The 12,822-nt window shown below is 67.3% G+C and carries 11 protein-coding genes; 5 read left to right on the forward strand and 6 right to left on the reverse strand.

Annotated features, from left to right (window positions below; translation table 11 throughout):
• The first annotated feature begins 228 nt into the window (after nucleotides 1–228).
• Entirely contained in the window at nucleotides 229–1,452 is a 1,224-nt protein-coding gene (locus VFG33_RS11740) for a DUF2786 domain-containing protein (protein WP_325025456.1), read from the forward strand.
• Between the two features lie 16 nt (nucleotides 1,453–1,468).
• Here the strand turns inward: VFG33_RS11740 and VFG33_RS11745 are convergent, their stop codons facing one another.
• The gene (locus VFG33_RS11745; RefSeq protein ID WP_325025459.1) at nucleotides 1,469–2,218 is read right to left on the reverse strand and encodes a glycosyltransferase family 2 protein; all 750 of its coding nucleotides are present in this window, start codon (nucleotides 2,216–2,218) and stop codon (nucleotides 1,469–1,471) included.
• Nucleotides 2,219–2,460: 242 nt separating this feature from the next.
• Here VFG33_RS11745 and VFG33_RS11750 point away from each other — a divergent pair, with 242 nt between their 5' ends.
• The 3 genes from VFG33_RS11750 to rfbD are packed head-to-tail and all read left to right on the forward strand — an operon-like array spanning nucleotide 2,461 to nucleotide 6,139.
• The gene (locus VFG33_RS11750; protein WP_325025461.1) at nucleotides 2,461–4,728 is read left to right on the forward strand and encodes a hypothetical protein; all 2,268 of its coding nucleotides are present in this window, start codon (nucleotides 2,461–2,463) and stop codon (nucleotides 4,726–4,728) included.
• The gene (locus VFG33_RS11755; RefSeq protein ID WP_325025463.1) at nucleotides 4,728–5,288 is read left to right on the forward strand and encodes a dTDP-4-dehydrorhamnose 3,5-epimerase family protein; all 561 of its coding nucleotides are present in this window, start codon (nucleotides 4,728–4,730) and stop codon (nucleotides 5,286–5,288) included. Before VFG33_RS11750 ends, VFG33_RS11755 begins: the two co-directional genes overlap by 1 nt.
• Entirely contained in the window at nucleotides 5,288–6,139 is an 852-nt protein-coding gene (rfbD, locus tag VFG33_RS11760) for a dTDP-4-dehydrorhamnose reductase (protein WP_325025465.1), read from the forward strand. The genes VFG33_RS11755 and rfbD overlap by 1 nt, the downstream gene beginning before the upstream one ends.
• Here rfbD and VFG33_RS11765 read toward each other — a convergent pair.
• Nucleotides 6,107–6,724, reverse strand: coding sequence for a TetR/AcrR family transcriptional regulator (locus VFG33_RS11765; protein ID WP_325025467.1), 618 nt, complete (start codon nucleotides 6,722–6,724; stop codon nucleotides 6,107–6,109). The two genes, rfbD and VFG33_RS11765, sit on opposite strands and share 33 nt — an antisense overlap.
• 179 nt (nucleotides 6,725–6,903) lie before the next feature.
• Between VFG33_RS11765 and VFG33_RS11770 the strand changes: the two genes are divergently transcribed.
• Nucleotides 6,904–8,406, forward strand: coding sequence for an MFS transporter (locus VFG33_RS11770; RefSeq protein WP_325025470.1), 1,503 nt, complete (start codon nucleotides 6,904–6,906; stop codon nucleotides 8,404–8,406).
• A gap of 46 nt (nucleotides 8,407–8,452) precedes the next feature.
• Here the strand turns inward: VFG33_RS11770 and VFG33_RS11775 are convergent, their stop codons facing one another.
• The 4 genes from VFG33_RS11775 to VFG33_RS11790 all read right to left on the reverse strand — a co-directional run.
• Nucleotides 8,453–9,439, reverse strand: a complete 987-nt coding sequence (locus tag VFG33_RS11775) for a GNAT family N-acetyltransferase (protein ID WP_325025472.1) — start codon at nucleotides 9,437–9,439, stop codon at nucleotides 8,453–8,455.
• Between the two features lie 65 nt (nucleotides 9,440–9,504).
• Complete coding sequence (locus tag VFG33_RS11780) at nucleotides 9,505–10,536, reverse strand: alpha/beta hydrolase (RefSeq protein ID WP_325025474.1); 1,032 nt, start codon at nucleotides 10,534–10,536, stop codon at nucleotides 9,505–9,507.
• A 16-nt stretch (nucleotides 10,537–10,552) separates the two neighbouring features.
• The gene (gene argS / locus VFG33_RS11785; protein WP_325025476.1) at nucleotides 10,553–12,241 is read right to left on the reverse strand and encodes an arginine--tRNA ligase; all 1,689 of its coding nucleotides are present in this window, start codon (nucleotides 12,239–12,241) and stop codon (nucleotides 10,553–10,555) included.
• Between the two features lie 130 nt (nucleotides 12,242–12,371).
• Nucleotides 12,372–12,822 (reverse strand): CDP-glycerol glycerophosphotransferase family protein (locus VFG33_RS11790; protein ID WP_325025478.1); only part of this gene is annotated, 451 nt, incomplete at its 5' end.

Below are 12,822 nucleotides of genomic sequence, written 5' to 3' on the forward strand. Positions count from 1 at the left end.
CCCACGGCTACAAATTCCGCGTCGACCACACCGGCACCCACCCCATCACCAACCACAACAACCACCCGGACCACGAGAACCGCCACGAGAATCAGGAGGACGAGAAGCATGAATAGGAACAGAACCGCACCGCCTGACCCCACCACCCCACGAACCAAGGAGCCGTTTGTCCACAGGACGGCGTTCGGCGTCAGCGGCGGGTTGGCTCGGAGTGCGAGACTTCACGGCGTGAACGATCAGGAGATCCTGCGACTGCTACCCATGGCTGCGGCCGCGGTGGCGTCCGACGCCGGCGCGGACAGTTACCTCGCGCGGCTCGGCGGGTACGACGAACACGACCAGGCGCAGGTCGATCGCTGCCTGACGGCCTTCCTGACCGGCCTGATCCGCGCGACCTGGGAGCGCGGCTGGGCGCCCACCGACGTCGTGCAGCACGGTCGCCGCCAACTGGAGTCCAGCGTCGAACCACTCCTGCTCGCCGTGATCGCCTCCGAGCATCGGTCCTACCAGGACTCGACCATCGACCCACGCTGGCAGGATCAGCTGGCGGAGCTCGACCTCGCCAGGCCCTTCGCCGAACTCGACCTGACCAGCTGGGCGAAAACCCAACGCATCGGCCGCTACCTGGCACTCCACAATGCCCTCGCGCTGGGTGGATTTCTCCAGACGTTGCCCGGCCTGGCTCGCCTGTTCCCTCTCCCCGGTACTGCGCCGCGCCCGGCCGGTTCCTCCGCGGGGCACCACGACACGGCAGCAACCCAGAAGATGCTTGCGCGGATCCGGGCTCTGCTGGCGAAGGCGGAAGGGACAGACTTCCCCGATGAGGCGGAAGCCCTGTCCGGCAAAGCGCAGGAGCTGATGGCGAAGTTCTCGCTCGACCAAGCCCTGGTGGACGCGGATCCCGAGCTCGACCTGCCCGACGACTCCGGCGCGCGGCGGATCTGGGTGGAAACCCCTTATGTATCAGCGAAAGCGCAACTCGTCGGCGCCGTAGCCTCGGCGAACCGCTGTCGCACAGTCTCAATGGACCAACTGGCCGTCGTCACGATCGTCGGCGCCGAGCTCGACTTGCAACTGACCGAGCTACTCAGTACTTCGCTGCTGGTCCAGGCGAATCGCGCGATGCTTGCTGCTGGCAAGCACTTCGGGAGGCGGGGCGAATCCCGCACGCGCTCGTTCCGGCAGTCGTTCCTGATGGCTTACGCCCAACGAATCGGCGAGCGCTTGCAGGCGACCACGGAGGCGACTCAGGCGGCTGTACCGGAGGCGGACGCAGGTCGGCTCCTCCCGGTGCTGAGTAAGCGGGAGGAGCAGGTCGATGCCCTGTTCGTGAAGCTGTTCCCAGCGACCGTCACCCGCCGCACCAGAGTCTCCAACGGCGCGGGCTGGGCGGCCGGCCGAACAGCAGCCGACCAAGCCCAACTGGACACCCGCCGCCCGGTCTCCCGCTGAGCCGCGTCGGCGGAGGTCAGGCCGCGGCGCTGGTGGTGGCAGGGCGGCGGGGACGGCGGCCGATGGTCTTCAGGCGGGTCTTGATCACCAGGCGGATCATCTCCAGGCCGAGTGACACGGTCTTGCCGAAGTCGCCGGTGACGGAGGACTGACCGACCCGCGGGTGGTAGTTGACCGGGATCTGCACCATCTTGGCGCGGGCCACGATCGAGATCAGCAGCATCTCCAGGCCGTACGCCGAACCGGGCAGTGTCGAGCGGTCCAGGATGGTCTTCACGTGGTCGCGTGAGATCACCCGGAAGGTGCAGCCGACGTCGCTCAGCGAGGCGGTGTTGAACAGCACCTCGAGGAACTTGGCCACGGCCCAGTTGCCCAACTGCAGGAACCAGCCCATGTTGGCGCCGTCCCAGATGAAGTTGGAGACCGTCCGCGAACCGACCACGACATCGCACTCGGCGGTGAAGGTCAGCAGCTTGGTCAGATCCTCGGGGTTGAACGTGCCGTCCGGTTCGCAGACGCAGATCAGGTCGGTGTCGACCTCGCGCAGGCCGCGCTGGATCGCCGCGCCGTAACCCTGCCTGGTCTCGACGATCTCCCGTGCACTGGTACTGGCGACCTCCTCGGAGGTCCCTGCCGCGGCGTTGTTGTTGATCACCAGGATGTCGTCGACCACTCCGAGCTTGTCGAAGCGCCGGATGATGTCGGCGATACTGTCCTTCTCGTTGTAGGTCGGAAGGACCACGGACAAGGTTTTACCGTTGTACACGTTCTGCACCTATCAGGATTGGGTCGGCAGGAGGCAAGTACTCCGACTCACCGGCGTCGGACAAAGACTGCTCCCCTGCGAAGCGTCGCTGGTCGTGTATCAGCCGGTCATAGTACCAGCGCTCCGGCTTCCAGGCGCCCGACAACCCGTCAGGCTGCCCGGGTGGTAGGGCTATGCTGCTGCCCGGTCACCGCCCGCCTGGCCCGTTCCCCCCAGAGTCTGCCACGTTTGTTAGGAGCATGATGTCCCAGACCGCTGAGTTGTCACCACCGGTGGCGACGGCTCCGCCGCAGACCGCTCGTGGGCTCGGCCGGTGGTTCTCCACCTGGTCCGGCGTGCTGGTTCTCCTGATCGCGACGGCGTTCTTCCTGGCCACGGCGGTGCGGGCCGATCTCCGGGTGAGCAGTGCGATCACGGCACTGTTGGCGATGGTGGCCACCCAATTGCTCCCCGGCGTACTGATCTGGCGGTCCCTCCGGCCGGTCAAGGGCTGGTGGATCGAGGACGTGATGATGGGCCTCGCCATCGGCTTCATGCTGGCGATCGGGATCCAGATCGTGGCCGGCTGGACCCAGCAGCCTTGGCTCGATTGGGCGTTCGCGATCGTCCTCGTGGTCACCATGCTGGCCGTACCGCGGATCCGCAACCGGATCCGCCGGGTGCGGACCAGCCCGCTGCCGGTCTGGTGGATGCCGATCGTCAGCCTGATCGCGCTGTTCGGGCTGCAGGACCTGCTGGGGTACTACAAGACGGTGCCGCTGACCTGGGCCAGCGGGTTCCGGTCGCCGCACGTCGACGCGTACCTGCACCTGGCGATGGCCGCGGAGCTCCAGCATCGGGGCCCGGTCAGCTTCCCCTGGGTCGAGAACACCGAGATGGCCTACCACTGGTTCAGCCACGCTCACGTCGCCCAGATCGGTACGACCTCGGGCGCCGGGCTGGACGAGATCATCTTCCGCTTCCTGCCGTCCTTGATGCCGCTCACCATCGTGCTGGTGGTCGCGATCGCCGCCGTCCGGCTGTCCGGTCGCGCCTGGACCGGCCCGGTCGCCGCGCTGCTGACCATGGCCGGGTCCGAGATGAACCTGATCGGGATGAACTCCCCGGGGTACCCGATGGCGCCGCTGTCACCGAGCCTGGCGCCGTCGGTCCCGCTGCTGATCGCGATCGTGGTGTTGCTCTTCTTCCACTCGCGCCAGCAGATGGGCAAGGTCGGGCTGCTCGTCTTGCCCTTGCTGGGCCTCGCCGCTGCCGGCACCAAGGGCTCGACAATGCCTCTCATCGTGGCCGGCCTGGCGCTCGCCTTCGTGGCGATGATCCTGTTCGACCGGTCCCGCCTGCGCTCCTTGCTGGTGGATGGCGTGCTGTGCGTCGGCATGCTGCTGGTCGCGTACGTCGCGGTCTTCAGAGGCTCGTCCTCCGGCCTGCATGTGCAGTTCCACGACGCGGCGTTGCAGACGCCCTCCCTCACCCGCCTCGGCACCATCACCACGACGACGATGGTGCTGTCCTCTCTGCTCGCGGTCCTCGGGATCCTGGCTCGTGGGACCGGCCTGCTGTGGCGCCTCCGGACGGTCGAGGGCCGGCGCGATCCGATCACCTGGGTGCTGCTCGGTGGCGGTCTCGCGGCTGCGGGCGCCGTCGCTGTGTTCACCCACCCGGGACTGAGTCAGTGGTACTTCGCCCGCACCGGCGGACCCTTGCTCGCACTCGGCTCGGCCATCGGCCTGGTCGTGATGGTCGATGAACTCGGCAAGCGGGGCTGGAAGGCGATCGCGCTCGGGACCGTTCTCGGGCCCTTCTTCATCCTGGTCCCGATCTGGGCCTTCGGTGCGATCCAGGCCAAGCACGGCGGCCTGATCCATGTGAGCAAGATGATCGGCCTTTCGCTGCTGATCCTGCTCGTGATCGGCGCGCTGGGCGCTTGGTCCAGCCCGTGGACGAGGCGCGCGGCCTTCGCCGGAGCAATGACGTGTGCCATCCTCGCCGGCGGTGTGACCATCGTGGTGAAGGGCCAGATCGAGGCCCCCACGGTGAAGGCGCTGGCGCCGGTCAGGCCGAACCACGTCCTGGCGGTCGGGCGGGACCAGATCAACGCGGCCCGCTGGATCCGGGACCACTCGGACGTCAACGATCTGGTGATGACGAACCGGCACTGCACCACGCCGATCGAGCCGGTGAAGTGTGACAGCCGGCGGTTCGTCGTCGGAGCGTTCTCCGAGCGGCAGATGCTGGTCGAGGCCTGGACCCCCACGGTGGAGGCGAACGACGCCGGCCCGAACGGCCGCGACTCGGTCTTCGTCGACTACTGGAAGCCTGAGATCCTGAAGCTGAACGACGGCTTCGTGGCGGAGCCCGATGCGGAGAAGGCGAAGAAGCTGCAGGACCTGGGCGTTCGCTGGATCTTCGTGGACTTCACCCGGCCGCACGCCGCTACGCTCGAGCCGTTCGCCCAGGAGCGGTACCGCAACGGGTACGCCGCCGTCTACGAGTTCCCCAAGGCAGGATGATGACCCGACCGACCCTGACCGAGACCGCCATCCCGGGGCTGCTGCATGTCGAGCTGGAGGTACTGACCGACGACCGCGGCTGGTTCAAGGAGAGCTTCCAGCAGGAGAAGCTGGAGAAGCTCGGCCTGCCGCACCTGGAGATCGTTCAGAACAATGTCTCCTTCAACGCCGAGGTCGGCGTCACCCGCGGGATCCACGCGGAGCCCTGGGACAAGTACGTGTCGCCCGCCTTCGGCAAGGTGTTCACCGCGATCGTCGACCTGCGGGAGGGCCCGGGGTTCGGCCGGCTGGAGACGTTCGAGCTCACCCCGCAGCAGGGGTTGTACGTGCCGCGCGGCTGCGGCAACTCCTTCTGCACGCTCGAGCCGAACACGGTCTACAACTACCTGGTAAACGCGCATTGGTCGCCGGACGCGAAGTACACGCTGGTGAATCTGTTCGATCCGGAGCTCAACGTGCCGTGGCCGCTGCCCAAGGAGCAGCTGATCTACAGCGCGAAGGACGCCGGGCACCCGATGCTGGAAGCGGTCGCGCCGATCAAGCCCGACTGGGACGAGTGATGAGCACCCTCATCACGGGTGCGGGCGGCCAGCTGGGCAAGGCGCTCGCCGCCGAGCTGCCGGACGCCCGGCTGGTCACGTCGGCCGAGCTCGACATCACCGACCGTACGGCGCTCGACGCCTTCGACTGGGCCGGGATCACGGCGATCATCAACGCCGCCGCCTGGACCGCGGTCGACAGGGCCGAAGAGGCCGAAAGCACCTTGTCTGCTTGGGATGTGAACGCCTCGGGCGTCGCAAACCTGGCTTGGCACGCGCGCCGCCTCGGCGTCCCGCTGGTCCACGTCAGCACGGACTACGTCTTCGAGGGATCCACCTCCGGCCTGCTCCCGATCGGCTCCGAGGTCCACCCGCAGGGCGTCTACGGCATCACCAAGGCGGCCGGAGAACTCGCCGCCCGCCTTGCTCCCTCGTACTACGTCGTCCGGACGAGCTGGGTTTTCGGGGATGGCCCGAACTTCGTTCGCACCATGCTCCGGCTGGCCAAGGATCGCGACGAGCTGACTGTGGTCGACGACCAGTACGGCCGCCCGACGTACACGGTCGATCTCGCGGCGGCTCTGATCGCCTTGCTGCACAGCGACGCGCCCTCTGGCACGTACCACGCGACGGGTTCCGGCGATGTGGTGTCGTGGGCGGATTTCGCGTCCGCGATCCTCGAGGGCAGCTCCTGCAAGGTGCGGCCGATCAGCTCGGAGGAGTACGCCCAAGGTCGTCCGAGTGTGGCTCCGCGGCCGGCGAACAGCGCTCTCGACCTGTTCGGTCTCGAGGTCGTCGGCATCACCATGCGCGACTGGCGTCTCGCCCTCGCGGACTATCTACGGCTTGAGCCCCGCCAGGACGATGTCTAGCATCCGTTCGGCCTGAACGGGGTCGACGGTACGGCTCATCGTGATGCCGCCGACCAGCTGGAGGATGTCCATCAGCTCCAGCTCGGGCCGGATCGCGCCGGCCTCCTTCGCCCTGGCCAGCAACAGATCGCCGGCCTCGCGGACGTTCAGCTTGCAGACCTTGAAGAACTCGGACTCCTTGCCGAGGGCGGCAGTCAGCTCGCCGGCCAGGGTCTTCTTGGAGACGTTGTAGCCGACGAAGCTGCGGAGCCAGGCTGCCAGCGCGTCGTACGGGTCGAGCTGGTCGGCGAACCCGTACGCCCGGTCGCAGACGGACTGGATCTCGTCCACGTAGACGGCCTCGAGCAAGGCGGTCCGGCTGGGGAAACGCCGGTACAGCGTGCCGATACCGACTCCCGCCCGCCGGGCGATCTCCTCCAGCGAGGTGTCAGTGCCGTGCTCCGCGAAAGCCTCGCGGGCAGCCGCGACCAGTAGGTCGTAGTTGCGCCGTGCGTCCGCTCGCGCCGGCCGCGTGTTCGGCAGCTGCGTCGACTGCGTGGTCGGCGACTCCGTCGTCGCCTGACCGGTCGACTCCGTCGTACTCATCCCGGCCCTCCTCGCCGCGTCTGTCAGGACCCCGAAGCCGAGTCTGTCCGGACCTCGAAAAAGGCATTCCTGAAAATCACTTGAAAAAGCGGAGGTGGCCTCCGTATCGTATGCGGAGGAGCGCTCCACTTTTCCTGTCACCCACTCTAGCCCCTCTGGGGTAAGGAGCAAGTCACACTATGGCGGCAACAACCGCAGGCCCGGCCGGCGCCGGTACAGGCTCGCCCGCGCGGCGGCCAGGGGTAGTCCTCGCAGTCATCCTGATCACCCAACTGATGGTGATCCTGGACGGCACCGTGGTGAACATCGCGATGCCCAAGATCCAGCACGCTCTCGATTTCAGCCCGGAGAACCTTTCCTGGGTCCAGAACGCGTACGCACTGGCCTTCGGTGGCCTGCTGCTGCTCGGCGCCCGGGCCGGCGACCTGCTCGGTCGTCGCCGGGTCTTCATCACCGGTGTCGGCGTCTTCACCGGCGCCTCCCTGCTCGGCGGCCTGGCCCCGACCGCTGAACTGCTACTGGCCGCCCGCGTCCTGCAGGGCATCGGCGGCGCCATCGCGGCCCCGGCCGCACTCACGCTGCTGATGCTCACCTTCCGGGAAGGTCCCGAGCGGCTGAAGGCACTCGGCCTCTACTCCCTCGTCTCCTCGGGCGGCGCGAGCGTCGGTCTGGTCCTCGGTGGCATGCTCACCGACTGGTTCTCCTGGCGCTGGGGCCTGTTCATCAACGTGCCGATCGGCATCGGGCTGATCTTCGCGGCCCGTCAGGTGCTGGCCGAGACTCTGCCCGAGACGGGCAAGTTCGACGTGGCCGGCGCACTCACCTCGACGCTCGGCATCACCGCTGTGGTCTATGGCTTCATCCGCGTCGCCGAGTCCGGCTGGACCTCGGCCGAGGTGCTCGCCTCGTTCATCGGTGGCCTGGTGCTGCTGGCGGTGTTCGTACTGATCGAGCGCCGGGTGAGCCACCCGATCGTGCCGCTGCGGTTGTTCCGCGACCGGGACCGGGTGGCGGCGTACCTGACCATGCTGCTGGTGGTCGGGACGATGTTCGGGATGTTCTTCTTCCTGACCCAGTACCTGCAGGGCGTGCTCAACCTGAGCCCGCTCGCCGCCGGGCTGGCGTTCCTGCCGCTGACCGGTCTGCTGTTCACCTCGTCGCGGATCGTGCCCAGGCTGCTGGGCCGGATCGACGGCGGCCGGCTGATGATCGCGGGGGCGATCTCGGTGACGGCCGGCATGCTCTGGCTGACCCGGCTGACGGTCGACAGCGGCTACCTCACCGGTGTCGTCGGTCCGCTGGTGCTGTTCGGTCTCGGCGCCGGGATGATCTTCATCCCGCTGACCGGCCGTGCATTGGCAGGGGTCCAGCCGGAGAACGCGGGCGCAGCCTCAGGTCTGCTGAACGTACTGCAGCAGGTCGGCGGCGCACTCGGCCTCGGCATCCTGGTCACCATCTTCGGTACTGCGAGCCGCAACTCCACGGCCGACTCCGCGAACCCGGTGGAGCACGCCCGCGAAGTACTGACCGACGGAGTCCACGCCGCGTTCATCGGCTCGGCGGTCTACGCGGCACTCACACTGGCGGTGATCATCCTCGGTGTCCGGCCGTGGATCCGCCGCAAGGCAACCACTGCTGAAACGGCTACCGAAGAAGCCGTGGTCGTCGACTCGCACGTCTGATCCAAGACAGCCCTGGTCCACGTCATCGCGTGGGCCAGGGCTGTTTTCACTTGATCGGGAGGCTGTAGTTGATGTTCTTGTGCGTCGTCTGGAACCCGAGCTTCTCGTAGAGGCCCAGGGCGCCGGTCGGGTTGTCCGCGTCGACGCCGAGTGAGACCCGCTGGAAGCCGGACTGCTCGGCCTCGGTCAGGACTCGGGCCAACACGGCCCGGGCGATGCCTCGGCCGCGGTAGTCGGAGCGAGTTCCGACCTGGCCGACGTACAACTCGCGGATGCCCGTGACGGCCGTGTCGGCTTCGTACTCGTAGCCGAGCACGTAGGCCACGATCTTGTCGCCGTCCAGTACCAGGTACGACTGCGTGCCCCGGAAGGCCCTCGAGCCGGTGAACCACGTCTTCCAGCTGTCCGGATCCCTTGGCGACGAGCCCCAGTGCTCCCGGAAGGCCTCGTTGTGCGTGAGCCGCAGCGCTTCGTCGTACGACAGGTCGTAGGTCACCAGCCGCAGGCCGTCCGCGACCGGCGAGGCCGGCACGGGCTCTGTGCCGAGGAACCGCTCCATCTGGAAGAAGTACCGGCTGGTCGCGAAGTCGCGGGACTCGAACAGCCTGATCGCGGACGAGTTCGTGCTGATCGCACTCGTACCGATCTCACCGGGTGCCTCCGGATGCCGCTCGTGGTGCCAGGCAGTCGCCCGGTCGGCCAGCCAGGTCATCAGGCTGCCGCCGAGGCCGCGCCCGCGCCAGGCCGGGTCCACACAGCCCTCCGCGAAGACCCGATCGACGTCGACCACCTCGTCGGGCCCGGTCACCTTGCCGTATGCGACCATCCGCCCACCCGCCCACAGGCCGAGCGTGTCCGTCGCCGCGACCAGGTGCGGGTCCCCGAGCTCCTCGAGCAGGTCGTCGGCGCTGTAGTTCTCGCCGATCTGGTCCACCTTCTCCACTGCCCCCAGCAACCCCGCCCACGCCTCGGCATCGCCCTTGTCGATCGGCCGCGCTTCGATACCGGCCGGCCATCCCTCAGTCGTCCCCATGGTGAGAACGGTAAGCGGAGTGATGCCGGACAGCATCCCCATTTACCTCTTCAGGCAGACCCACCTCAGTCAGCGAGTTGCTCGCAGAGCCAGCCGACGGCCAGCGGATAGCGATACTCGATGCCGCCGTGCGTGCCCTCGAACAACTCGAAATGCACCCGCTCGTCCGGTACTCCGACCTCGCGCACGGCCCGGTGGAACGCCGTCGCCCCCAGATCCAGGTAGTACTCGTCCTGCAGGCCGGCGTCGATCCACACGGCCCGCAGAGAGCGCAACGCCTCGCCGTACCCGCTCTGCCCGGCCATCAGCACCGGGTCCATGGCCAGCCAGCGATCCCAAACCTCAGGGATCACCTCGCCGATCTCGTCGTACGGCAGCAGCACCGTGCCATCTGGCTCAGCCGAGTACGCCGCGGAGTACCCGTACATCTCCAGGAACTCCAGATCCTCCCGGCTGCTCTGCCCCGCGCGACTCTCGAAACTGGCGAAGAACTTCTCGTACGAGCTGTCGTACTGGTCCCGCAGTCGCCGGGCCAGCAAGGGGAACCCGGGCCGGTAACAAAGGTCGAACGCCGCATCCCCGGCGTGCGTGGCCAGCGCGCCGAACACGTCCGGCCGGAGCATCGGGGTCACCATCGCGGTATAACCGCCACTGGACTTCCCGGTGATCGCCCGGTGATCGCGATCCGACAGGGTCCGGTACTTCGCGTCCACCCACGGCACCACCTCGTCGCACAGGTACGAGTGGTACTGCCCGGTGCCGGGGGAGTCGAGGTACTGGCTCCCGCCGAGCCTGGTCCACGCATCCACGAACACCACGATCGCCGGCGGCACCTCGCCCTTGGCGAACAACGCGTCCAGCAGCTCGGGATACGGCTGCCGGAAGGGCGTCCGGTTGGACCACATGCCGAGGTGCCCGAGGTACCCCATCGCCACGTAGATGGTGGGATAACGCTGCTGCGACTCGTCGTACCCGGGTGGCAGGTAGACGAGCACCGGTCGCTGGTACGGATCCCCGAGCGGGTTGCCGCGCAGCAGAGCGCTGTCGATCACGGACTCGTCGAGGCGACCGGCGAGATCGGCGGACCAGGGCAACATTCGCTACCTCCGTGAGTCACATGGCGTCGGGCGCTGCGATGCCGAGCAGGCCAAGGCCATCCTGCAACACATTCCTGGTCGCCGCGCACAGGGCGATCCGGCTGGTCCGCACCTCACCCGTGCTGGACAGTACCGGACACGTCTCGTAGAAGGCCGACAGCGCCGACGCCAACTCGTACAGATACGTACAGAGCCGATGCGGCTGCAACGTCTCACCAACCTGTACTACGACGTCGTGGAAACCGCTGAGCAACAGCGCGAGCCGCTGCTCGGCTGGTTCCGGCAGCACGGTCACCAGGCCCGGTCTCTCAGCTGCCTTACTGAGGATCCGCGCCAGCCGAGCGTGCGCATACTGCAAGTAGGGCCCGGTGTTTCCGACGGTAGCGACCATCCGGTCCAGGTCGAACCGGTAATCGTGGGACCGGTCGTTCGACAGATCCGCGTACTTCACCGCGCCGATCCCAACGGCCCGGGCGATCGCAGCGTGATCCAGTCCGTCCCGTCCTTCGAGGATCGCTTCAGCCTTCGCGACGGCCGCATCCAGCAGTGAGACCAGGTAGACCGTGCCGCCATCCCTGGTCTTGAAGGGCTTTCCGTCCGGCCCGAGGACCGTGCCGAAGTCGACATGCTCCGCAGTAGTTGTCGCGGGCAACCACCCGACCGCCTTGGCGACGGCGAAGATCTGCTGGAAGTGCAACGACTGCCGATGGTCGACGACATAGATGATCCGGGTCGCGTGCAGGTCATCGACTCTGTGCCGCACCGCCGCCAGATCGGTCGCGCTGTAGCCGAATCCGCCGTCGGATTTCTGCACGATCACCGGCAACGGCGACCCGTCCCGGCCGACGAATCCCGGCAGGAACACGCACCGCGCCCCACCGGATTCGGTCAACAGTCCAGCCGACCCGAGATCGTCCGCAACCCCTTGCAGAGCGTCGTTGTAGGCACTCTCGCCGACCACATCCGCCCGGGTCAGTGGTGAACCGAGCAGCGCGTAGACCCGGTCGAACTCCGTCAGCGAGAAGTCGACCAGCTGCCGCCAGATACTCGTCGTCAGCGGGTCACCGGACTGCAGAAGAACGACCCGAGCCCGGGACCGATCCGCGAAGTCCGCATCGCCGTCGAAATGGATCCGGGCCCGCTGGTAGAGGAGCTGCATCTCGTCCAGGTCAAGGGATTCCGCAGTTGTCTCCTCGTCCAGGAGTTGCTCGACCATCATGCCGAACTGGGTACCCCAGTCGCCCACATGGTTCTGTGGGATCACGTCATAGCCGACGTAGCGCAGTACGTTGCTGAGAGCATCGCCGATCACGGTCGACCGCAGATGACCGACGTGCATCTGCTTGGCGACGTTCGGCTGCGAATAGTCGATGACGACGGTCTGGCCCCGCGAAGGCACAGCGCCGGGCAGGTTGTTGACGCCGTCCGCAAGGGTGGCCGGCAGCAGCGTCAGGTTGATGAAGCCAGGACCGGCGATGACCGGCGGCTCGCATAGATCGTCCAGCTGGAGCTCGGCGACCAGCTCAGCGGCGACCTCCCGCGGCGGCCGGCCCAGGGTGTTGGCGAGTCTCAGCGCCAGGTTGGTCTGGTAGTGCCCGAACTCGGGCTTGGTTGCCGCCCGCAACTCAGGATCGTCGGACACCCCGAAGGCGGTCGCGGCGGCAGCGGTCAGCCGTGCGGCGAGCACGGAGGGAACAGAAGGCATGAGAGTGGTCCTTCGGAACGAGGCACTGGAACAGGGCTGAGGTGTTCAGACAGTGCGTCGTCGTCGCAGGCCGGACAGCTCGCGCAGCGCGCTCACGATCACCAGGCTTGTCGACATGTGGACCATTAAATCAGATCAGGTGTGGCGAGGGTGCCGGCCGCCGGTCTGTCAAGGGAACCACCGGTGGCAGGTCCGTTTCGCCGAGGAAGAGGCGGCGGACCACCCGCTCGGCCGCGAGCCCGTCGTCGAACTCGCAGAACTTCTCCCGGAACAGTTGCCGGTGCTTCGCCGCCTCGGCCGCCGCGAACCGCCCGGTCTGGAACGCGGACAGCAGTTCCTCCGGCGACCGCGCGACCAGTCCCGGCGGGAACTCCGTGATGTCGAAGTAGGTGCCGCGGGTGTCGTCGTAGAAACCCTTGTCATCGACCAGGAGCACGATCGGCCGGTCCAGGTTGGCGTAGTCGAAGCTGATCGATGAGTAGTCCGAGATCAGCACGTCGGCGGCCAGCATCAGGTCCTCGACCCGGGGGTGCTCCGACACGTCCACCACCCGGTCCGAGTGTGACGTCGGCGCCTTCGCC

This window comes from Kribbella sp. (assembly GCF_035687465.1).
Taxonomy (GTDB): Bacteria; Actinomycetota; Actinomycetes; order Propionibacteriales; family Kribbellaceae; genus Kribbella.